22 protein-coding genes are annotated in these 21,703 nt (G+C 71.1%); 19 read left to right on the top strand and 3 right to left on the bottom strand.

Features of this window, described 5'->3' with window-relative positions; genetic code table 11:
* Window positions 1-120: 120 nt before the first annotated feature.
* The 12 genes from ACFZ8E_RS24275 to ACFZ8E_RS24220 all read left to right on the top strand — a co-directional run bounded on the left by ACFZ8E_RS24275 (window position 121) and on the right by ACFZ8E_RS24220 (window position 12,519).
* Entirely contained in the window at window positions 121-1,494 is a 1,374-nt protein-coding gene (locus tag ACFZ8E_RS24275; RefSeq protein WP_147726542.1) for an AarF/ABC1/UbiB kinase family protein, read from the top strand.
* A gap of 187 nt (window positions 1,495-1,681) precedes the next feature.
* A complete protein-coding gene (locus ACFZ8E_RS24270) occupies window positions 1,682-1,975 on the top strand; it encodes an aa3-type cytochrome c oxidase subunit IV (RefSeq protein ID WP_147726543.1) in 294 nt (97 codons plus the stop codon).
* Window positions 1,976-2,131: 156 nt separating this feature from the next.
* Window positions 2,132-3,385 carry a Re/Si-specific NAD(P)(+) transhydrogenase subunit alpha gene (locus ACFZ8E_RS24265; RefSeq protein WP_243938380.1) on the top strand — a complete coding sequence of 418 codons (1,254 nt, stop codon included), beginning with the start codon at window positions 2,132-2,134 and terminating at the stop codon, window positions 3,383-3,385.
* A 22-nt stretch (window positions 3,386-3,407) separates the two neighbouring features.
* On the top strand, window positions 3,408-3,857 hold the full coding sequence (locus ACFZ8E_RS24260; RefSeq protein WP_147726547.1) for an NAD(P) transhydrogenase subunit alpha: 450 nt from the start codon (window positions 3,408-3,410) through the stop codon (window positions 3,855-3,857).
* Window positions 3,858-3,860: 3 nt separating this feature from the next.
* Window positions 3,861-5,258 carry an NAD(P)(+) transhydrogenase (Re/Si-specific) subunit beta gene (locus ACFZ8E_RS24255; protein ID WP_147726549.1) on the top strand — a complete coding sequence of 466 codons (1,398 nt, stop codon included), beginning with the start codon at window positions 3,861-3,863 and terminating at the stop codon, window positions 5,256-5,258.
* Between the two features lie 267 nt (window positions 5,259-5,525).
* Window positions 5,526-7,178, top strand: coding sequence for a sensor histidine kinase (locus ACFZ8E_RS24250; protein WP_405044013.1), 1,653 nt, complete (start codon window positions 5,526-5,528; stop codon window positions 7,176-7,178).
* A gap of 46 nt (window positions 7,179-7,224) precedes the next feature.
* On the top strand, window positions 7,225-9,042 hold the full coding sequence (gene recJ, locus ACFZ8E_RS24245) for a single-stranded-DNA-specific exonuclease RecJ (RefSeq protein WP_147858907.1): 1,818 nt from the start codon (window positions 7,225-7,227) through the stop codon (window positions 9,040-9,042).
* Window positions 9,043-9,128: 86 nt separating this feature from the next.
* Window positions 9,129-9,413 (top strand): hypothetical protein, encoded by a 285-nt coding sequence (locus ACFZ8E_RS24240; RefSeq protein ID WP_243950898.1) that lies wholly within the window; start codon window positions 9,129-9,131, stop codon window positions 9,411-9,413.
* 245 nt (window positions 9,414-9,658) lie between these two features.
* Window positions 9,659-9,934, top strand: coding sequence for a hypothetical protein (locus ACFZ8E_RS24235; protein WP_243950896.1), 276 nt, complete (start codon window positions 9,659-9,661; stop codon window positions 9,932-9,934).
* 554 nt (window positions 9,935-10,488) lie between these two features.
* Complete coding sequence (locus ACFZ8E_RS24230) at window positions 10,489-10,734, top strand: NepR family anti-sigma factor (protein ID WP_243932787.1); 246 nt, start codon at window positions 10,489-10,491, stop codon at window positions 10,732-10,734.
* Window positions 10,731-11,306 (top strand): sigma-70 family RNA polymerase sigma factor, encoded by a 576-nt coding sequence (locus ACFZ8E_RS24225; protein ID WP_147844126.1) that lies wholly within the window; start codon window positions 10,731-10,733, stop codon window positions 11,304-11,306. The genes ACFZ8E_RS24230 and ACFZ8E_RS24225 overlap by 4 nt, the downstream gene beginning before the upstream one ends.
* Window positions 11,307-11,475: 169 nt before the next feature.
* A complete protein-coding gene (locus ACFZ8E_RS24220; RefSeq protein ID WP_405044012.1) occupies window positions 11,476-12,519 on the top strand; it encodes a cytochrome-c peroxidase in 1,044 nt (347 codons plus the stop codon).
* 96 nt (window positions 12,520-12,615) lie between these two features.
* Here the strand turns inward: ACFZ8E_RS24220 and ACFZ8E_RS24215 are convergent, their stop codons facing one another.
* Window positions 12,616-12,768, bottom strand: coding sequence for a hypothetical protein (locus ACFZ8E_RS24215; RefSeq protein ID WP_187274756.1), 153 nt, complete (start codon window positions 12,766-12,768; stop codon window positions 12,616-12,618).
* Window positions 12,769-13,077: 309 nt separating this feature from the next.
* Between ACFZ8E_RS24215 and ACFZ8E_RS24210 the strand changes: the two genes are divergently transcribed.
* Both ACFZ8E_RS24210 and ACFZ8E_RS24205 read left to right on the top strand, forming a co-directional pair.
* On the top strand, window positions 13,078-14,130 hold the full coding sequence (locus ACFZ8E_RS24210) for a hypothetical protein (protein WP_243950892.1): 1,053 nt from the start codon (window positions 13,078-13,080) through the stop codon (window positions 14,128-14,130).
* A gap of 115 nt (window positions 14,131-14,245) precedes the next feature.
* Window positions 14,246-14,758 (top strand): hypothetical protein, encoded by a 513-nt coding sequence (locus tag ACFZ8E_RS24205; RefSeq protein WP_243932781.1) that lies wholly within the window; start codon window positions 14,246-14,248, stop codon window positions 14,756-14,758.
* A 10-nt stretch (window positions 14,759-14,768) separates the two neighbouring features.
* Here the strand turns inward: ACFZ8E_RS24205 and ACFZ8E_RS24200 are convergent, their stop codons facing one another.
* Together ACFZ8E_RS24200 and ACFZ8E_RS24195 are read right to left on the bottom strand one after the other, a co-directional pair.
* Window positions 14,769-15,557, bottom strand: a complete 789-nt coding sequence (locus tag ACFZ8E_RS24200; protein WP_243934646.1) for a MarC family protein — start codon at window positions 15,555-15,557, stop codon at window positions 14,769-14,771.
* A gap of 70 nt (window positions 15,558-15,627) precedes the next feature.
* On the bottom strand, window positions 15,628-16,362 hold the full coding sequence (locus ACFZ8E_RS24195; RefSeq protein WP_147727163.1) for a class I SAM-dependent methyltransferase: 735 nt from the start codon (window positions 16,360-16,362) through the stop codon (window positions 15,628-15,630).
* Between the two features lie 188 nt (window positions 16,363-16,550).
* On the opposite strand from ACFZ8E_RS24195, the gene gloB reads away from it, so the two are divergent.
* The 5 genes from gloB to sucD all read left to right on the top strand — a co-directional run bounded on the left by gloB (window position 16,551) and on the right by sucD (window position 21,694).
* The gene (gene gloB / locus ACFZ8E_RS24190) at window positions 16,551-17,327 is read left to right on the top strand and encodes a hydroxyacylglutathione hydrolase (protein ID WP_405044011.1); all 777 of its coding nucleotides are present in this window, start codon (window positions 16,551-16,553) and stop codon (window positions 17,325-17,327) included.
* A 316-nt stretch (window positions 17,328-17,643) separates the two neighbouring features.
* Entirely contained in the window at window positions 17,644-18,240 is a 597-nt protein-coding gene (locus tag ACFZ8E_RS24185) for a TetR family transcriptional regulator (protein ID WP_243932769.1), read from the top strand.
* Window positions 18,241-18,533: 293 nt separating this feature from the next.
* On the top strand, window positions 18,534-19,496 hold the full coding sequence (mdh, locus tag ACFZ8E_RS24180; protein WP_147727161.1) for a malate dehydrogenase: 963 nt from the start codon (window positions 18,534-18,536) through the stop codon (window positions 19,494-19,496).
* Between the two features lie 110 nt (window positions 19,497-19,606).
* Window positions 19,607-20,803, top strand: a complete 1,197-nt coding sequence (gene sucC / locus ACFZ8E_RS24175; RefSeq protein WP_405044010.1) for an ADP-forming succinate--CoA ligase subunit beta — start codon at window positions 19,607-19,609, stop codon at window positions 20,801-20,803.
* A gap of 6 nt (window positions 20,804-20,809) precedes the next feature.
* Window positions 20,810-21,694: a succinate--CoA ligase subunit alpha gene (gene sucD / locus ACFZ8E_RS24170; protein ID WP_405044009.1), complete on the top strand. Its 885-nt coding sequence runs from the start codon at window positions 20,810-20,812 to the stop codon at window positions 21,692-21,694.
* Window positions 21,695-21,703 lie beyond the last annotated feature (9 nt).

Below are 21,703 nucleotides of genomic sequence, written 5' to 3'. Positions count from 1 at the left end.
CGTCCCGAGGGTCCGGCGTCCGGTTCGTCGAGGGCAAGCACGTCGAAGCAAGATCCGGAGCGCCCGGTCCGACACGGTCGGATCGCGCTCCGCGGTCGGGGAGAGGTGCAGACCCAGCCGATGTCAGAGACCGATCCGGAAGCCAACCGCTTTTCCGCCCGCGCCAGCCGCTACGCCCGCGTCGGCGCCAATGTCGGCGGCGTCGCCGCGCGGATGGCGGGCGCACGCCTGTTCGGCAAGGAGGGCACCACCAACGCGGCGGCGCTCGCCCAGGCGCTCGGCGGCCTCAAGGGCCCGATCATGAAGGTGGCGCAGCTGCTCGCCACCGTGCCCGACCTGCTGCCGCCCGAATACGCGGCCGAGCTGCAGAAGCTGCAATCGGATGCGCCGCCGATGGGCGCGGCCTTCGTCAAGCGCCGGATGCAGGCCGAGCTCGGGGTCGGCTGGCAGGCGCGGTTCGAGCGCTTCGACCTGAAGCCCGCCGCCGCCGCCTCGCTCGGCCAGGTCCATCGCGCCACCGCGCTCGACGGCACGGCGCTCGCCTGCAAGCTGCAGTACCCGGACATGCAGTCGGCCGTGGAAGCCGACCTGAAGCAGCTCGAGGTCGCCTTCGCCCTGCACCGGCGGATGAATTCCTGGCTCGACACCCGCGAGATCGCCAAGGAGATCGGCGCCCGGGTGCGGGAGGAGCTCGACTACGCCCGCGAGGCCAAGCACGGCGCGCTCTACGGCGCCGTGCTCAAGGACATCGCGCAGGTGCGCGTGCCGGCGATCCACGAGGACCTCTCGACCAAGCGCCTGCTCACGCTCGGCTGGCTCGACGGCGAGCGCATCCTGAGCTTCACCGAGTCGCCGGTCGAGATCCGCAACCGCATCGCGCAGGCGATGTTCAAGGCGTGGTGGCACCCGTTCAGCCGCGCCGCGGTGATCCATGGCGACCCGCATCTCGGCAACTACACCGTGTTCTCGGAGGGCGGCGCGGGGGACCGGGAGCCGCAGGGCATCAACCTGCTCGATTACGGCTGCGTGCGGATCTTCCATCCGCGCTTCGTCGGCGGTGTGGTCGACCTCTACCGCGGCCTCCTCACCGACGACATGGCCCGGATCGTCCACGCCTACGAGGTCTGGGGCTTCAAGGACCTCGACAAGGAGAAGATCGAGATCCTCAACATCTGGGCGCGGTTCATCTACGGGCCGCTGCTGGAGGACCGCACGCGCACCGTCGCCGACGGGGTGAAGCCGGGCGAGTACGGCCGGCGCCAGGCCTTCGAGGTGCACCAGGCCCTCAAGGCGCGGGGCCCGGTGACGGTGCCGCAGGAATTCGTGTTCATGGACCGGGCCGCCGTCGGCCTGGGCGCGGTGTTCCTGCACCTCAAGTCCGAGCTGAACTACCACCGCCTGTTTGAGGCCGAGATCGAGCGCTTCAGCCTCGACGCCCTCGCGGCGCGGCAGGCCGAGGCGCTCGGCGCGGTGGGGCTGGCCCTGCCGGCCTGACCGGGGCGGCGGGCCGCGGAGGCGGCCTTCGCCGGCTCACGATCGCGTGTTCGGCGGGTGTTTTGTGCGCAAGTGAATTGAGGCCCAAGCGAAGCCGTGCGATGCCGGTTGCGGCCGATTGCGGCAGCAATAAGCTTGGGCTAAACCCGCACCCATCGAGAGTGGTAGCGTCGAGGACGAGCGCACGATGGCCGATACGAAGGGCGTTTCCGGGGTGGCCTACAGCCCCGCGATGGACGCGAAGACGCACGAGCAGACCTATCGGGGATTCGTCCGCTTCGTCGAGATCGCCACCGGGGTGGTGATCTGCTGGGTGCTCGCGCTGGCGGTCGGCGGCATCCGCGAGGCGTGGCTCACGGCGATCCTCGGCGTCGTCCTGTCGAGTGCGGCCGGCGCGCTCGGCGCCTTCGCGCCGAACATCGGCTGGCGCGCGCCTTGCGTCGTGGCCATCCTGATGGCGCTCTACCTCGCCTTCGCCTGAATGCTCGTCCTCTCCATGAGGCCGGGACGGTCCGCGCCCCGCGCCCGGGCCTGCCATTACAATCGTAACGCTTCCGTCAGTCCGTCCGTTCAACCCGCCTCGAAAAGCCGTTCCATTTCGCGCATTCGGGAGCGGTCCATCGAGGGGAAATCCTGAATGCGCATCGCTGTCCTGTCGGAGACCGATTCCGCGGAACCGCGGGTCGCGGCGGTGCCCGAGACGGTCAAGAAGTTCCTGGCGCTCGGCGCGGACGTGACCGTGCAGTCGGGCGCCGGGCTGAAGGCCGGCATGCCGGATTCCGAGTACGAGGCCGTCGGCGCCTCGGTCGCGGCCTCGGCCGAGGAGGCCGCCCGCGACGCCGACCTGATCCTCAAGGTCCGCCGCCCCGCCGCCGACGAGCTGAAGCTCCTGAAGCGGGGCGCCGTGGTCGTCGCGATCATGGACCCCTACGGCCGCGAGGCCGAGCTGCAGGCGATGGCCGAGGCCGGCGTCGACGGCTTCGCCATGGAGCTGATGCCGCGCATCACCCGTGCGCAGGTGATGGACGTGCTCTCGAGCCAGGCCAACCTCGCTGGCTACCGTTCGGTGGTCGACGGTGCCTCCGAGTACGGCCGCGCCATGCCGATGATGATGACGGCGGCCGGCACCGTGCCCGCCGCCCGCGTGTTCGTGATGGGCGTCGGCGTCGCCGGGCTCCAGGCGATCGCCACGGCGCGCCGCATGGGCGCGGTCGTCACCGCCACCGACGTGCGCCCCGCCACCAAGGAGCAGGTCGAGTCGCTCGGTGCGAAGTTCGTCGCCGTCGAGGACGACGAGTTCAAGCAGGCCGAGACCAAGGGCGGCTACGCCAAGGAGATGTCGGCCGAGTACCAGAAGAAGCAGGCCGAGCTGGTCGCGACCCACATCGCCAAGCAGGACATCGTCATCACCACGGCGCTGATCCCCGGGCGCCCGGCGCCGAAGCTCGTCTCGGCGGCGATGGTCGCCTCGATGAAGCCTGGCTCGGTGCTGGTCGACCTCGCGGTCGAGCGCGGCGGCAACGTCGAGGGCGCCAAGCCCGGCGAGGTCGTGGTGAACGATCGCGGCGTGAAGATCGTCGGCCACCTCAACGTGGCCGGCCGCCTCGCGGCGAGCGCCTCGGCGCTCTACGCGCGCAACCTCTACGCCTTCGTCGAGACCCTGGTCGACAAGGAGTCGAAGGCTCTGGCGATCAAGTGGGACGACGAGCTCGTCAAGGCCACGAACCTGACCCACGACGGCGCCGTCGTGCACCCGTCCTTCCAGCCGAAGGCCGACGCGGCGGTCGCCGACCGCCCGCAGGACGCGCCGCAATCCGAGCAGGCCTCGGTCGGGCTGTCGAAGACCGGGGTGTCGCAGTCACCCAGCACACAGGCAACGGGCGCGGCGTAGGCCGGTCGCGAGGAGCATAACGATGGCCAACATCCCCCCCGATCAGGCGGTCGACCAGACCCGCGTCCTCGCCGACACCGCGCGCTCGGCCGCCGCCGCCGCGCGCAACGCCGCCGACCAGGCCCAGGCCATCGCCGACGGCGTCGGCCACGGTCTCAGCGCCGTGACCCACGGCGCGGTCGACGCCACCGTGTTCCAGCTCGCGATCTTCGTGCTCGCGATCTTCGTCGGCTACTACGTGGTGTGGTCGGTGACCCCGGCGCTGCACACGCCGCTGATGTCGGTCACCAACGCGATCTCGTCGGTGATCATCGTCGGCGCGATCCTGGCCGCCGGCGTGCCCCTGATCGAGAAGGGCACCGGCTGGGCCCGCGCTTTCGGGTTCATCGGCATCGTGCTGGCGAGCGTGAACATCTTCGGCGGCTTCCTGGTGACCCAGCGCATGCTCGCCATGTACAAGAAGAAGGCCTGAGACATGTCCCAGAACGTCTCCGCCCTTCTCTACATCGTCTCGGGCGTCCTGTTCATCATGGCGCTGCGGGGGCTCTCGCACCCGACGACGTCGCGGCAGGGCAACCTCTACGGCATGATCGGCATGGCCCTCGCCGTGCTCACCACCCTGGTCGGCCATCCGCCGGCCGGCGCGGCCGCCTGGCTCCTCGTCTTCCTCGGGCTCGCCATCGGCGGCGGCGCGGGTGCGGTCATCGCCAAGCGCGTGCCGATGACGGCGATGCCGCAGCTCGTGGCGGCCTTCCACTCGCTCGTTGGCCTCGCCGCCGTCGCGGGCGCGGCGGCGACCCTCTACGCGCCGCAGGCGGTGGGCATCCTCGAGAACGGCCACATCCACAAGGAGTCGCTGTTCGAGATGGCGCTCGGCGCGGCGATCGGCGCGATCACCTTCACCGGCTCGGTCATCGCCTTCGCCAAGCTCGACGGACGCATGTCCGGCAAGCCGATCATGCTGCCGAGCCGCCACCTCATCAACATCGGCCTCGCGGTGGCGCTGGTCGTGCTGATCGCGGTGTTCATCGGCGGCGAGAGCAAGGTCGTGTTCTGGCTGATCGTGCTGCTGTCGTTCGCGCTCGGCGGCCTGCTCATCATCCCGATCGGCGGCGCCGACATGCCCGTCGTCGTCTCGATGCTGAACTCGTACTCGGGCTGGGCCGCGGCCGGCATCGGCTTCACGCTCGGCAACCTCGCGCTGATCATCACCGGCGCGCTGGTCGGCTCCTCGGGCGCGATCCTGTCCTACATCATGTGCCACGCGATGAACCGCTCGTTCATCTCGGTGATCCTCGGCGGCTTCGGCGGCGACGCGGCTGCGGCCGGCGGCGGCGAGGTCGAGACCCGGCCGGTCAAGCAGGGCTCGTCGGACGACGCGGCCTACATCATGAAGAACGCCGAGCGGGTCATCATCGTGCCGGGTTACGGCATGGCGGTGGCGCAGGCCCAGCACTCGCTCCGCGAGATGGCCGACCTGCTCAAGAAGGAGGGCGTCGACGTGAAGTACGCCATCCATCCCGTCGCCGGCCGCATGCCCGGCCACATGAACGTGCTGCTCGCCGAAGCCAACGTCCCCTACGACGAGGTGTTCGAGCTGGAGGACATCAACGGCGAGTTCCCGCAGGCCGACGTGGCCTTCGTGATCGGCGCCAACGACGTCACCAACCCGGCCGCCAAGACCGACAAGACCTCGCCGATCTACGGCATGCCGATCCTCGACGTGGAGCGGGCCAAGACCGTGCTGTTCATCAAGCGCGGCATGGGCTCGGGCTACGCCGGCGTCGAGAACGAGGTGTTCTTCCGCGACAACACGATGATGCTGTTCGGCGACGCCAAGAAGGTCGTCGACCAGATCCTCAAGAACCTCTGATCCGGGCTCCCCGGGGTCGGGGTCGAAGGGCGGGCAGCGATGCCCGCCCTTTTTTCGTCGCGCAGCCCTCGCGTCCTCGGCGGCGGCCCGCGGGAATGGCGCCGGAGCGTCCTCAAGCGAGGCGGATCCCGGCTCGCGTGAAGAAAACGCGCACTCTCAGCGCGATGGAGCATCGTCCGTGATCCCTGGATCACGGACGATGCTCCAGGCATGACAGACGTCGAGCGGGGCCCTACAACGCGCAACGCCGACCGCCGATCCGGCGCGATGGATCTCCAACCCGGGGCTGGCATGTCGCCCGAGACTTCCGATCCCGATCGACTGGCCGAGTTGGAAGCGTTCGCCGTCCTCGACACGGCACCCGAGGAAGCCTTCGACGACGCGGTGCAGATCGCCCGCACGATCTGCCTCGCCCCCGTGGCCCTGGTCAGCCTCGTCGCCGCCGACCGGCAGTGGTTCAAGGCCCGCGTCGGCTTCCCGCGCTGCGAGACCGACCTGAACGCGTCGGTCTGCAAGTACGCGCTCGGCGAGCCCGATCTCCTCGTCATCCCCGACCTGACGCTGGACTCGCGCACCCGCGACAACCCGCTGGTGACCGGCGATCCGCGGATCCGCTTCTATGCCGGGGCGCCGCTGCGCACGACGAGCGGCAGGGCGCTGGGCAGCCTCTGCGTGATCGACAACGTGCTCCGGCCCGACGGCCTCACCGAGGAGCAGGCGGACGCGCTGCGGCGGCTCGCGCGGCAGATCATGATCCTGATGCGCGAGCGGCGCCAGCTGGTCCGCCTGCGGGCGGAGGAGCGCCTGACCCGCGCCGCCTCGATCCGCCGGGCGGCCCTGATCGAGCTCGGCGACCACCTGCGCGACGTGGCCTCGGTGGCGGCGATGACCGCCAAGGCGGCGGAGATCGTCGGGCGGACGCTCAACGCGAGCCGGGCCGGCTACGGCGAGATCGACGCCAGCGGGGCGCAGGTCACCGTCCTCGAGGACTGGACCGCGTCCGGCGCCGGCAGCCTCGCCGGGACCCACCGCTTCGCCGATTTCGGCCGGCTGGGCGCCTCGATCGAGCGCGGCGACGCCCTCGTCGTCCGCGCGGTCGCGGACGATCCGCGCACCGCCGCGTTCGCGGCTCCGTTCGCGGCGCTCGCCATCGGCGCGATGCTCGACGTGCCGGTGCGGGAGCGCGGGCGCACGGTGGGGCTGTTCTTCGTCCACGCCGCCGCGCCGCGCGACTGGCTGCCGGAGGAGATCGCCTTCGCCCGCAACGTCGCGGACCGGGTCCAGGTCGGCATCGGCCGCCTGCGGGCCGAGGAGCAGCAGGCGGTGCTCAACCGCGAGCTCAGCCACCGCATGAAGAACACGCTGGCGATGGTGCAGGCCATCGCGATGCAGACCATGCGCAACGCCACCGACCTCGAAGTCGCCCGCGACGCCCTCGCCAACCGGCTGATCGCGCTCGGCAAGGCCCACGACATCCTGCTCGACGGCACCCGCGAGAGCGCCAGCCTGGAGAAGGTCGTCCACGGCGCGCTGACGATCCACGACGATGCCCAGGCGGGCCGCCTGCGGCTGTTCGGGCCGCACGTTCAGGTCGGCTCCAAGGCCGCCCTGTCGCTGTCGCTGATGATCCACGAGCTGGCGACGAACGCCGCCAAGTACGGCGCCCTCTCGACGCCCGCGGGCTTCGTGGTGGTGGACTGGTCGATCGACCCGGAGGGCCACGAGCCGATGGTCCGGCTGCGCTGGGCCGAGAGCGGTGGGCCGCGGGTCGCGCACCCGACCCGGATGGGGTTCGGCAGCCGCCTGATCGAGCGCGGCCTCGCCGGGGCGATCGGCGGCGAGGTCCGCCTGACCTACCCGCCCGACGGCGTGCTGTGCGAGCTGGCCGTGCCCTTGGCCGGGATGGAGGCCGACGAGTAGCGCCGACGCCCGCACGCGGACCGGGATTTGGCCGCCGTTGCGGTCTATGGTGCGCCCCGTGTCAGCCCTGCTTCCAGAGTCCCGCGCCTTCCTCGGCGTCACCCGGTCCATCCTCGGGCGGCCGTGGCGGGAGCGCTGCGCCGACCCGGCCGCGCAGGCCTACGCCGCGACCATGGTCCAGGCCCATGGCCTGCCGGAGCTGCTGGCCCGCGTGCTTGCCGGGCGCGGCGTCCGGCCGGACGGGTCGGAGGCCTACCTGCGCCCACGCCTGCGCGACCTGATGCCCGACCCCGCTTGCCTCGTCGACATGGAAGCCGCCGCCGATCGCCTCGCGCGGGCGGTGCGGCAGGGCGAGAGCGTCGCGGTGTTCGGCGATTACGACGTCGACGGCGCCGCGAGCGCGGCCCTGCTGGCCGGATACCTGCGCGCGCTCGGCGTGCCGACCCGCATCCACATCCCCGACCGGATCACCGAGGGCTACGGCCCGAACACCGCCGCGGTCGCCGCGCTGGCGGGGGAGGGGGCGACCCTATTGGTCTGCGTCGATTGCGGCACCAGCGGGCACGGGCCCCTGGCGGAGGCGGCGCGGATCGGCCTCGACGTGCTCGTCCTCGACCACCACGGCGCCCCCGAGCTGCTGCCGCCGGTGCGCGCGCTGGTGAACCCGAACCGCCTCGACGACCTGTCGGGCCTCGGCCATCTCTGCGCCGCGGGCGTCGTGTTCCTGACGCTGGTGGCCCTGGCCCGGACGCTGCGGGCGGAGGGGGCCTTCGCCGCGCGCCCCGAGCCGTCGCTGACCGACGCCCTCGACCTGGTGGCGCTGGCCACCGTCGCCGACGTGGTGCCGCTGACCGGCCTCAACCGCGCCTTCGTGGTCCAGGGGCTGACCGTGATGCGTGCCCGCGGCCGCCACGGCCTCGCGGCGCTCCTCGATGCCGCCGCCCTCGACGGGCCGCCGGAGGCGTGGCACCTCGGCTATCTCCTCGGCCCCCGCATCAACGCCGGCGGGCGCATCGGCGACGCGGGTCTGGGCGCGCGCCTGCTCACCACCGACGACCCCGCCGAGGCCGCCCGCATCGCGGTCGAGCTCGACCGCCTGAATCGCGAGCGCCAGGCGATCGAGGCGCAGGCCGTGGCGGAGGCCGAGGCCGAGATGGACCACGCCCTCGGCCGCGACCCCGATCGCCCGGTGCTGGTCGCGGGCAGCGCCGAATGGCATCCGGGCATCGTCGGGCTGATCGCGGCGCGGCTCAAGGAGCGCTTCGGCCGGCCGGCCTTCGCCTTCGCCCTGCGGCCGGACGGGACGGCCACCGGCTCGGGGCGCTCGATCGCCGGCGCCGACCTCGGCCACGCCGTCCGCGCCGCCGTCGCGGCGGGTCTCGCGACGAAGGGCGGCGGCCACGCCATGGCCGCGGGCGTGACTCTCGCCGGCCCCGACCTGACGCGCTTTGCCGCCTTCCTCGCCGCGGACCTGGCGGACGCGGTGGCGCAGGCGCGCGCGGTCGAGGCGCTGCTCGTCGACGGCACGGTCAGCGCCGGCGGCGCCACGGCCGAGACCGTCCGCCTGATCCAGCGCGCCGGCCCGTTCGGGCAGGGGGCGCCGGAGCCGGTCTTCGCCCTGCCGCGCCACCGCATCGTCGATGCCGGCCTCGTCGGCCACGGCCATGTCCGTGCGCGCCTGCGCAGCCGCGACGGGCAGGCGGTCGGCGCGATCAGCTTCCGCAGCGCGCAATCGCCGCTCGGGCAGGCGATCCTGGCGGGCATCGGCTCGGAGTTCCACGTCGCCGGCACACTCGCCTGCGACCGCTGGCGCGGGGCCGAGCGCGCGCAGGTCCGCATCTGCGACCTGAGCCCCGCCGCGTGATCGCCGCCGCCCCGCGCGATGCCGGTCCGTCCGCTCTCGCGACATCGTTAACGCGGCGTGGAGGCGCGCGGCCCTAAACTGCGTGCATGCGCTCCTTCCTCTCCGCCGTCGCCCTTCTCCTCGCCGCAGCGCCGGCGCTCGCCGGCGGGGCCGAGGAATTCTTCATGGGCCGCCCGCCCTCGGCCGGCGTGGTGCAGGGCGGCGTCTTCGGGGCGGGCGGCTCGGACTACCTCGGCGAGATGCGCGACGAGCGGTTCGCGGCACCGCGCGCGGTGCGGCCCGCCCGGAGCGCCCGCCGCGTCGTGCACGCCGCGCGCGTCCGGCCCGGCGATGCGTCGCCGGTCGTCGCACGGCCCTACTTCAAGCCCTGACACGGTTCTCGCGCGATCGAAGGGAGGCCGGATCCGGCAAGCCCGCGAAGCCCGGATCCGCCCTCCCGAAGCCACCCGCCGGATCGTCGTGACGCGATCGTCCCGATCCGGCCCAGCGTTTCATCCGCCGTGCCGCGTGGAGCCCATCACGTCGTGAGGGTCAGGGGCGATCCATATAAGCTTGACGCAAGATCAGACCGTGCCGAACCGGCGGCCTGTATTGCTGGACGGCGTCTTCTATCCTCATGACGTTGCGTTTCGTTGCCGTCGCGGCCGCTCTCGTCATCGACGTTTCCGCCCCCGTCTCGTCCGCGCGCGCGTTCAGCTACGAGGCCCCCGTCGACCGCTTCGCGCCGCCGTCCCCCTCTGACGACCTGGCCACGGGTTCGGTCGGGATCGGCGTCGACGGCACGCCGCGCACCGGCGGGTGCGTGCCGAGCTCGGCGAGCGAGGGCGACGCCAACCGGCAGACCCGGCCGGTGATGCAGTACGGCCAGACCAGCGGCGGCAGCCGTTGCTGAGCGGGAAGCGGACCGGGATCGAGACCATGACGCTGTTCGACGACGCGATGATCGGCGCCTTCGTCTGCGGCCTCGTCGTCACCGCCTACGGCTCCGTCAGCGTTCCGATCGCGCTCTGACGGACGGCGCCCATCGTTCTCGCGAGCCGAAGAGGACGCGGTCCCCCTCTCCCCAGCGGGAGAGGGGCCGCGCTGAGCTTCGACGATGCATCCGCGCCCTCGGCCGGGACGCCGCGGCGCGCCGCCGGCTGCCGCCGCCCGAAGTCCAGACCGTCAGGTTTCGAACATTGGAATGTAACCAGATGTATCAAGGTTGCGAAAAACATACAAATTGACAAAGTCGCCAGCTTGACCATAAGATGATGTCGCGGCCTATGGTGATGAATTCTAGGTGAATGTCTTTTTCAGACTTGATTAAACCGCCCGGCCCTAGCACCCGTAGCCACGGCGACGGACCTGGCGTCCGCGACGCACCGGAGGCCTGAGGGCCGCGCCCGGTCGTTCGCAGGCGGTCGGGTCGCGAGGCGTCGCCCCGCTTTGCCAGGACGGCCGACGATGCACGACATCTCCGACGAACGCGGTGCCGACGACGCGATCGGGCGCGTGGCCGGCGATGCCGTGCCGACGCCCGAGCGGCGGCCGCGCGGCGGCGACCGGCGGCTCGATCCGGAGACGCGGCGCCGGATCGGGCGCAGCCTGCGGGTGCTCTATGCGGGCCTGCTCGCCCAGCCGATCCCCGAGCGGTTCGAGGCGCTCGTCGCGGAATTCGCCGCCCGGTCGGAAAAGGAATCCGCGCGATGATCCAGGCCTGTGCCCCCGTCGGAACGCCCGCCGGCGCCGACGCCGAGATGCGCGACCTCCTGCTCGGCGCGATCCCGGCGCTGCGCGCCTTCGCCTTCTCGCTGACCTACGATTTCGACCGCACCGACGACCTCGTGCAGGACACGCTGATGCGGGCCTGGACCAAGGCCGAGAGCTTCCGCCGCGGCACCAACCTCACGGCGTGGCTGTTCACGATCCTGCGCAACCTGTTCTATTCCGAGCAGCGCAAGCGCAAGCGCGAGATCGAGGATGCCGACGGCGGCCATGCCGGGCGGCTGACCAGCCTGCCCGAGCAGGAGGTCCGCGTGGAGATGCGCGCGTTCCAGAGCGCGCTGAACCTGCTGCCGCTGGCCCAGCGCGAGGCGCTGGTTCTCGTCGGCGCGCAGAGCTTCACCTACGAGGAGGCGGCCGAGATCTGCGGGGTCGCCGTCGGCACGATCAAGAGCCGGGTCAGCCGCGCGCGCGGGCGGCTGATCGAGAGCCTCGGCATGGACGACGCCGGCGACGTCGGCACCGACGCCCGCACCCGCGCCGCCCTCGACGCCCGCTGATCGCCGCCCCGGATCGGGGAGGGTGCATGACGTCGCGGCATGTTCGCTGAGGTTCAAGTTATCGTTGAGGTTTCGGGAATATAATTCTCGGGCAGGACCATAATCGAAACGAAGGCTTTACGGATCTGCAAGACATCGCATCGTAGACCCTCCCCTTGGGAGCTCTGCGATGCGATGGAAGCTCGGCGGCGGTATCGCCGCAATTGTGATGCTCGGTGCGGTTTGCGGTCCGGCCGCGAGCGGACCGGCGGCGCAGCGGGCCGCCGGGCGCGAGGCCTATGCCCCGCCTTCCGCGATCCCGTTCCCGGAGATCAATCCCTACGCCCAGGCCAAGGCGGAACTCGGCCGAAAGCTGTTCTTCGATCCGATCCTGTCGGCCGACCGCGACCGGGCCTGCGTGACCTGCCACCTGCCCGACCTCGCCTGGGCGGACGGGCGCAAGCGCGCGCCGGCCCGCAACGATTCCGACATGGACCTGCGGACGCCGAGCCTGCTCAACATCGCCTGGCAGGAGGGCCGCCTCGGCTGGGACGGCAAGTTCCGCGACCTCGAGAGCGTCGCCTTCGTCCCGATCAGCGCGCCCGGCAACATGGGCCTGCCCGCCGACGACGCGGTGGCGCGCCTGTCGGCGGATGCCGCCTATGCCGCCGCCTTCGCCGAGGCCTTCGCCGATCCCGGCGTCACCAAGGACCGGATCGAGGCGGCGCTCGCCACCTTCCAGCGCCTGATCGTGTCCGGCGTGAGCCCGTTCGACCGCTGGATCGCGGGCGACGAGACGGCGATCCCGGTCGCCGCCAAGCGCGGCTTCGACCTGTTCAACGGCCGCGCGAACTGCGCCGCCTGCCATGGCGGCTGGGCCTTCACCGACGGCTCGTTCCACGACATCGGCACGGCGACCGGCGCGGATCTCGGACGCGGGCGCTTCGTGCCGAGCTCGGAGGCCCTGCGCTACGCCTTCAAGACCCCCGGCCTGCGCGAGGTCGCCGGCCGCGGCGCCTACATGCATGACGGATCGATCGCGACGCTGGAGGCGGTGATCGATCTCTACGACCGCGGCGGCATCGCACGCCCGAGCCGCTCGCCGGAGATCCGCCCGCTGAACCTCACGAGCGCGGAGAAGGCCGACCTGCTGGCCTTCCTGCAGACGCTCACCGCGCCGGCCGGGAACGACCGCGCCCTCGCGGACCTGACCGGCGACGCGCCGAAGCCGTAACCGGGCCGGACGGCGGGCGCGGCCCCCGATGCGTCCGCGGCGGCGTCGCCGGCAGCATCGTCGCGCGCCCCTCGATCCACCTCGCTGGGGAATGCCCTAGCGGAACAGCGGCAGCCCAGCGCCGAGCAGGGCGAGGCCGGTCACCAGAAGCACGCCGCCGCAGGATTCGAAGGTGGCGGCGCGCAGGCCCGCACGCGGCGCGAAGCCGGCCAGCCCGATCCCGGCACCGAGGCTCGCGAGACTTGCCAAGCCGATCATCCGCAATCCCCCCACGCTTGGTCCGGCCGGCGATGTCGGGTTCCGGCCGCGCCAGGATCGCCGGCCAACACTGAGCGAACTCTTGCGCGGCGGTCCGAAGAGCTGGGAATCCGCGTCCATGCTGAATGGCGCGTTGCCCGGCACGGCGCCCTAGACGGGATTCGCTTTCAGCCGATTCTACCCGGCACCCACAGCGTTAACCTTTTCGACACGGACGTTAACAAACCCTTGGCAAAATCCGGCGGCTTAGTTCTAAATGCATCGGTAAGCACTGTTCTGACCCGTTGTGACGAGGCTTCGATGCGGACCTTTGAGTGGCGTTGCTCTTCTCCGTTTCTTGCCGGCGCCCTAGCCCTTCCCGCGACCCTGCTCGCCAGCAGCGAGGCCAGCGCCCATGTGAAGTGGTTCTGCGCCTACGACGTCGCCGGCCAGCCCCGCGGCCTCGAGCAGGTGCTCTGCCTCGACTTCGAGTGGCTCGTCGGCCTGTCGGTCCTGTGCCTGATGTTCGGGTGCCTCGCCGAGGGCACCCCGCTCGGCACCGCGCTGCTCAACGCCCTGGACCGGGTCACCGCGCGGCTGCGCACCGACACCGAATTGCTGGTGCGGGCGACGCTGGGCTTCTTCTTCGTCTCGCTCTGGACGCTCGGCGGCATCATCCTCACCCCCGAGCTCAAGACCGACGCGGCCTGGATCCCGTGGTTCCAGCTCGCGCTTGCGGCCTGCCTGATCTGGCACCGCACCCTGCCGCTGGCCGGCGCCGGCATCGTCGTGCTGTTCGGCTACGCGACCTGGAGCTACGGCGCGTTCCATCTGGCCGACTACCCGGTCTTCCTCGGCGTCGCCGCCTACCTGATCCTCACCGGCCTGGACCGCACCCTCTACGGCATCCGCCCCATCGACGTGGTCCGCGCCGCCGCCGCCGTCACCCTGATGTGGGCCTCGGTCGAGAAGTGGGCCTACCCGGAATGGACCGCGCCGCTCCTGGCCGCCAAGCCCGAGATGACCTTCGGCGCCTCGCCCGAGCTGTTCATGAAGGCCGCCGGCGTCGTCGAGTTCACCCTGGCCTTCGCCCTGATCTGGACGCCCCTGGTGCGCCGCACCGCCGCGATCATCCTGGCCGCGATCTTCGTCTCCGCCGTGTTCGAGTTCGGCAAGGTCGATGCGATCGGCCATTCCGGGATCATCGTGGTGCTGATCGGCATCGCCGCCGACGACGCCCGCAGCGCCGTCCGCCGCCGCGACGTGGCGCTGGCCCCGGCCTACTACGCGGTGGCGCTCACCGGCTTCCTCACGCTCTACTACGTCGGCCATGCGGCGATGTACGGCGCGCTGTTCTCGGCGCCCGTGATCTGATCTGATCGACGCGGACGACGGGCGGGCGGCCTCCGAGAGGGGGCCGCTTTCGCATGTCCGGTGTTCGGACGGGTCGAAGGCGCGGAGGATCGGCGTGCGGTGGGGGAAGGCGGGCATGGCGCTGGCTCTGGGCGGGCTCGCGCTCGCCGGCGCCGTGCTGGTGGCGCGTGGGCCGGAGCCCGGGGGCATCGAGGACGTGTGGCTGCTGTTCGGCGCGCCCGACCGCGGCGCGGTGGACCTGCCGACCGTCTCGCGAAGCGCGGGCGACGCGCTCGCCTGCCCGCCCGGCCAGTGCCGCGCGGTCTCGGATCGCGTGCCGCCGGTGCTGCCGGTGCCGGGCGAGCGCCTGCGCGCCATCGTCGCCGCGGTGGCGGCCGAGGAGCCGCGCACCGAGCTGGCCTTCCAGGCCCGCTGGGCCGAGGAGGACCGCTACGTCGTCCGCTCGGAATGGCTGCGGCTGCCCGACACGGTCGCCGTCGCGATTCTCGGCGCCGGCGAGGGCCGATCGACCCTGGCCCTGTACGCCCGCCCGCAATTTGGGTTGCTCGATGCCGGCGGCAACCGGGCCCGCCTGGAGCGCTGGCTCGACCGGATCGAGGGTTTGGCGCGGGCCGAGGCCGCGCGGTGACGCGGGCGTCTCAGCGCGCGGCGAGCAGCGGCCCGAACACGTCGATCACCCCGTTGATGGTGATCTGGGTGCCGACGCAGAGCAGCAGGAACGCGAACAGCCGGCCGAGCACCCGCGCCCCGATCGGCCCGAGCAGGCTCACCACCCGGTCGGCCGAGGCGTAGATCAGCGCCACCGTCGCGGCGACGCCGAGCGCGGCCAGCGACACGCCGACGTAGAAGCCGAGCCGGTCGGCCATCACGGCCGGACGGTTCGAGCCGAGGGTGATCGCCACCGCGATGGTGCCCGGGCCGGTGGTGAAGGGCAGGGTCAGCGGGAAGAACGCGATCTCGGACAGGGGATCGACCGATCTCTGCCCATCCGCCGGCGGCTGGGCGGGAGCGGCGGCCGCCGCCGCTCGGGGCGCGGTCGGCGCCGCCGCTTGGCTTCCGGCTTGCGCTGCCGCTTGGGTCGCTCCTTGTCCCGTCGTCGAGGAGACCTCGGCCTGCTTGCGCGCCTCGCGGGCCTCGGGCCGGTTCAGCAGCCCCCAGGCGGAGGCGCCGACGACGAGCCCGCCCGCGATGCGGAGCGCGCCGAGCGACACGCCGAAGAAGTTGAGGATCGGCGCGCCGGCCCACAGCGCCGCCAGCATGATCAGCAGCGCGTATCCGCCGATCCGGCCAGCGAGCCAGACCCGGTCGTCGTGGCTGTGCCCCGCCGTCACCTGCGCGAAGATCAGCGCCCCGCCGAGCGGGTTGACGATCGAGAACAGGCTCGAGAGCGCGAGCAGGAACTGCTGGATGGCCGCTTCGACGCTCATGGTGTCTTCGCGATCTCCGTCGAGACGGGGTTGGGCCGGGCCGCCGGCGTCGGCGTGCGAAGCGTCGGGCTTAACCCGGCGCGGGCGCCGGCACGAGCACCCGCGCGGGCGCGAGGCGGCGGGCGCGGTGGACCTGCTGCACGGTGATCGGCCGGTAGAGCTGCTTGGTGGCGTGCACCACGTGGAGGCCGGCGAAGGGGAGCGAGAGGCCCGTCCCGACCCGCTCCCAGGCGGCGGCGGTCTGCAGCATCACCCGCGAGCGCAGCGGCGGCATGTAGAGCGTCTCGGCCCAGTCCTCCGGCGAGAACAGCGTGTCGCGCATCAGCCGGCTCAGCTGCGAGCGGCTGTAGGGCTGGCCGTGCCCGAACGGCGTCGCGTCGCGCCGCGCCCAGACCCCGCGCCGGTTCGGCACGACGAGGATCATCCGCCCCCCCGGCGTCAGCGTGCGCCAGACCTCCCGGAGCAGTTCCGTCGGGCTCTCCACCGCCTCGAGCGCATGCACCAGGATCACCCGGTCGATCGCCGCATCCGGCAGCGGCATCATCGTCGGGTCGGCGAGCGCCGAGCACGAGCGGCCGGCGCCGGGCCAGTTCACCACCCCTTGCGTCGCCGGCATGAAGGCCAGCGTCCGCTCGGCGATGCAGTGAACCGGGCTCAGATAAGGCACCGCGTAGCCGAGCCCGAGCACGCGCAGGCCGGAGACCGAGCCGAGGAAGCCGTGCAGGGTGCGGGCGACGATCCGGTGCGTCGTGACGCCCAGCGGCGTGGCGTAGAAGGCCCGCAGGTCGGTGACGTCGAGGCGCATGGGTCGGAGCTGGAGCGGCGTCGGGGAAGGCCGGCGTCCCGGCCCGATGGCGATTCAATGGGGCCGGGCACCCGCCGCGACAAGGCGCAGGCGGCGACTTGCAGGGCGACGCGCCGGGGAACCCCCCGGTTTCCGCATCCGTTCCCGCCCGATACGGCCGGACCGGCCGCGAGCCCGGAGACGCGTTCATGGCCACGGCCCCCGAGATCCGCACCTTCCTGTGCCGCAGCGACAACATCGGCGTGCTCATCCGCGACCCCGCCACCGGCACCTGCGCGGCGATCGACGTGCCGGAGGCGGCGCCGGTCCTGGCGATGCTGACGCAGACCGGCTGGCTGCTCACCGACATCCTGGTCACCCATCGCCACGGCGACCACATCGCGGGCATCCCAGAGGTCAAACGCGCGACCGGCGCCCGCGTCACCGCCCCGGCCAAGGCCGGCCCGGCGATCCCCGACGTGGACCGCACCGTGTCGGAGGGCGACACCGTCCGGGTCGGCGACCTCTCGGCCGAGGTGTGGGAGACGCCGGGGCATTGTGCCGACCACGTCACCTACTGGTTCGCCGAGCCGGGAATCGTGTTCTCCGGCGACACCCTGTTCACCCTCGGCTGCGGCCGGGTGATGGAAAGCCCGCCCGAGACCCTGTGGCGGTCGCTCGAGCGGTTCCTGCCGCTGCCGGATGCGACACAAGTGTACAGCGGGCACGATTACGTGCTGTCGAACGCCCGCTTCGCGGTCGCAGCAGAGCCCGGCAACGCGGATCTGCACGGCCGCCTGCGCGAAGCGGAAGAGCTAAAATCCTCCGGCCGCTTCCTGGTTCCCTCTACGATGGCGGCGGAACGGGCGACCAACCCGTTCCTGCGAAGCGGCCTGCCGGCACTGAAGACGGCGGTGGGACTCAACGAAGCTGCTGACCCGGCAACGGTTTTTGTTGCACTGCGAGAATGGAAGAACCGCTTCTGACGCACAGGTTTTCAAGGAAATTTTGTTGCCTTCTCAAAGAGAAGTGAACATAGGACATTCGACAGGCGCTAAACCGTCTGATCGATAGGCTCCCGGAGGGAGGCTCGACGTCAACGGAAGCGTGTTCCCGCTTCTTTCGGTCAGATGGGGGTCCGTCTCGCCTTACCACCTCTCGTCCTCACGCCTCCCGCTTCCCTTCCTTCAACCGGATCCCGAGCCGCGTTCCGAAGAGCCCGCCGCCAAAGCGACGGCGACGGGACGGTCCCCGTCCGATGCGGACCGTCCGGCCCGCGCCCCCGCGGCCGCCCGATCCCGGGTGGCGCCGATCTCCGCCGACGTGCGGCTGCTCGGGATCGCCACCGAGCACCTGGCCCGGCTCGGCCCCAAGCGGGTCACCGTCGTCGCCGTCGCCGCCGAAGCCGGCATGACGCACGCCAACGTCTACCGCTACTTCCCCTCGAAGGACGCCCTGCTCGACGCCGTCGCCGGCCGCTGGCTGCGGGACATCGAGACCCGCCTGGCCGGCATCGCCGACGCGCCCGACCCGGCCGACGACAAGATCGAGCGGCTGCTGACCGCGCTCGCCGCCCTGCAGCGCGACGCGCTCCAGGACGAGCCGAACCTGTTCGCGGTCCATCTCGACGCCACGGTCGCCGCTAGGCCGATCGCCCGCCGCCACCGGGTCCGCCTGCGCAGCCTGGTCGAGCGGGTGATCGAGGAGGGGATGGCCACCGGCACCTTCTCGGCGCGCGACCGCGAGCGCGCCATCGCCTACATCTTCGATGCGAGCTACCGCTTCACCCATCCCCTGGCGATCCAGCACGACGCCGAGGTGCCGCGCGATCTGGTCGACGCCCGCTTCGGCGCGGTGATTCACGCGATCCAGCGGGTGCTGCGCGCGGGTATCCTCTGAGCGGAATGACAGGTTCAAAAAGTTGTCATAGCGCCGATCCCGAATTGGCAATCTCCTCCTAAAGCCCTCGAAAAGCTTAGCTTTTCGAGGGCTTTGTTTTGCGCGCCGCACATCCGCCCTGGCCCGAACCCTGCTTGGGCGATCTGCGTCGGGTTGATGGGGCGGTGCTTTTCGGCCACACAGCCGCGCAGGAAAACCGGTCGCGTCGGGCGGCGCCTCGGACGGACTTTCGACCCCCGAGTCGTCGACGCGCTCGCCTCACCCTTTCACGCTAAGCTGGAGACGTCTCGGACATGGCACGCAGCAAGATCGCGCTCATCGGCGCCGGCCAGATCGGCGGAACGCTGGCGCACCTCGCCGGTCTGAAGGAACTCGGCGACGTCGTGCTGTTCGACATCGTCGACGGCGTACCGCAGGGCAAGGCGCTCGACATCGCCGAATCGGCCCCGGTCGACGGCTTCGACGCGAAGTATTCGGGTGCGAGCGACTATTCGGCGATCAAGGGCGCCGACGTGGTGATCGTCACCGCCGGCGTGCCGCGCAAGCCCGGCATGAGCCGCGACGACCTGATCGGGATCAACCTGAAGGTCATGGAGGCCGTCGGCACCGGCATCAAGGAGAACGCGCCGGACGCGTTCGTGATCTGCATCACCAACCCGCTCGACGCCATGGTCTGGGCGCTGCAGAAGTTCTCTGGCCTGCCGACCAACAAGGTCGTCGGCATGGCCGGCGTGCTCGACTCGGCCCGCTTCCGCCATTTCCTGGCCGAGGAGTTCAAGGTCTCGGTCGAGGACGTCACCGCCTTCGTGCTCGGCGGCCACGGCGACGACATGGTGCCGCTCACCCGCTACTCGACGGTCGCCGGCGTGCCGCTGACCGACCTGGTCAAGCTCGGCTGGACCACCCAGGAGAAGCTCGACGCCATGGTCGAGCGGACCCGCAAGGGCGGCGGCGAGATCGTCAACCTGCTCAAGACCGGCTCGGCCTTCTACGCGCCAGCGGCCTCGGCCATCGCGATGGCCGAGAGCTACCTCAAGGACAAGAAGCGGGTCCTGCCCTGCGCCGCCTACCTCGACGGCCAGTACGGCATCTCCGGCATGTATGTCGGCGTGCCCGTCGTGATCGGCGAGAACGGCGTCGAGCGCGTGCTCGAGGTGACCTTCGACGCGGCCGAGAAGGCGATGTTCGAGAAGTCGGTCGGCGCGGTGAACACGCTGATCGAGGCCTGCAAGGGCGTGAACCCGGCGCTCGCCTAAAAACATTGGGCGAATAGCGAATAGGGCTAGCGAAGACAGAGCCACGTGCTCTCTGCTGCCCCGGCTCGCTATTCGCCATTCGCCACTCCCTATTCGCCTGCGGAGCGCACATGAACATCCATGAATACCAAGCCAAGGCGGTGCTGAAGGAGTTCGGCCTGCCCGTCTCCAAGGGCATCGCGATCTTCAGGCCCGAGGAGGCGGAAGCCGCCGCGCGCGAGCTCGGCGGCCCGGTCTGGGTGGTGAAGTCGCAGATCCACGCGGGCGGGCGCGGCAAGGGCACCTTCAAGGGCGCGCCGGCCGGCGCCAAGGGCGGCGTGCGCGTCACCAAGTCGATCGACGAGGTAAAGCAGTTCGCCGGCGAGATGCTCGGCCAGACGCTGGTCACGATCCAGACCGGCGAGGCCGGCAAGCAGGTCAACCGGCTCTACATCGAGGAAGGCGCGCAGATCGCCGCCGAGTTCTACCTGTCGATGCTGGTCGACCGCGAGACCGGGCAGGTCGCCTTCGTCGTCTCGACCGAGGGCGGCATGGACATCGAGACGGTGGCCCACGACACCCCCGAGAAGATCGTCACCTTCTCGGTCGACCCGGCCACCGGCATCATGCCTCATCACGGCCGCGCCGTCGCCAAGGCGCTGGGGCTCGCCGGCCCGCAGGCGAAGGAAGCGGGCGAGCTCACCGCCAAGCTCTACGCGGCCTTCACGGCCAAGGACATGAGCATGCTCGAGATCAACCCGCTGGTGCTGACCGGCGACGGCCATCTCAAGTGCCTCGACGCCAAGATCTCGTTCGACTCGAACGCGCTCTACCGCCACCCCGACATCGTCGCGCTCCGCGACGAGACCGAGGAGGACGCCAAGGAGATCGAGGCCTCGAAGTACGACCTCGCCTACATCGCGCTCGACGGCACGATCGGCTGCATGGTCAACGGCGCCGGCCTCGCCATGGCGACGCTCGACATCATCAAGCTCTACGGCGAGGAGCCGGCGAACTTCCTCGACGTCGGCGGCGGCGCGACCGAGGAGAAGGTCACCGCGGCCTTCAAGATCATCACCGCCGACCCGCAGGTGAAGGGCATCCTCGTCAACATCTTCGGCGGGATCATGAAGTGCGATGTCATCGCCCGCGGCGTGATCGCGGCGGTGAAGACGGTGGGCCTGGAGGTGCCGCTCGTCGTGCGCCTCGAGGGCACCAACGTCGAGGAAGGCAAGGCGATCATCAGCGGCTCGGGGCTCAACGTGATCCCGGCCGACGATCTCGACGACGCCGCGCAGAAGATCGTCGCCGCCGTGAAGAAGGGCTGAAGCGTTATGTCCATCCTCATCGACGCGAACACCAAGGTCATCTGCCAGGGCTTCACCGGCAAGAACGGGACCTTCCATTCCGAGCAGGCGCTGGCCTACGGCACCAAGATGGTCGGCGGCACCTCGCCCGGCAAAGGCGGCTCCAAGCACCTCAACCTGCCGGTCTTCGACACGGTCGGCGAGGCCCGCGAGGCCACCGGCGCGACCGCGTCCGTGGTCTACGTGCCGCCGCCGGGCGCGGCCGACGCGATCTGCGAGGCGATCGCGGCCGAGATGCCGCTGATCGTCTGCATCACGGAAGGCATCCCGGTGCTCGACATGGTGCGGGTCAAGCGTGCGCTGATCGGCTCGGAGTCGCGCCTCATCGGGCCGAACTGCCCCGGTGTCGTCACCGCCGGCGAATCGAAGATCGGCATCATGCCGGCCAACATCTTCAAGCCGGGCTCGGTCGGCATCGTCTCGCGCTCCGGCACGCTGACCTACGAGGCGGTGTTCCAGACCTCGACCGCCGGCCTCGGCCAGACCACCGCGGTCGGCATCGGCGGCGACCCGGTGAAGGGCACCGAGTTCATCGACATGCTCGAGATGTTCCTCGCCGACGAGAAGACGACGTCGATCGTGATGATCGGCGAGATCGGCGGCTCGGCCGAGGAGGAGGCGGCGCAGTTCCTGGCCGACGAGGCCAAGCGCGGCCGCAAGAAGCCGATGGTCGGCTTCATCGCCGGCCGCACCGCGCCTCCGGGCCGCCGCATGGGCCATGCTGGCGCGATCATCTCCGGCGGCAAGGGCGGCGCCGAGGACAAGATCGCGGCGATGGAGGCCGCGGGCATCCGCGTCTCGCCGTCGCCGGCGCGCCTCGGCTCGACGCTGGTCGAGGTCCTGAAGGGCTGAAACCGAGTG

Origin of the sequence: Methylobacterium sp. HMF5984 (assembly GCF_045033435.1) — a bacterium.
In the GTDB taxonomy this organism is placed as follows: Bacteria; Pseudomonadota; Alphaproteobacteria; order Rhizobiales; family Beijerinckiaceae; genus Methylobacterium.
The sequence above is the reverse complement of the archived record's forward strand: the minus strand, read 5'-3'. Positions and strand labels throughout refer to the sequence as shown.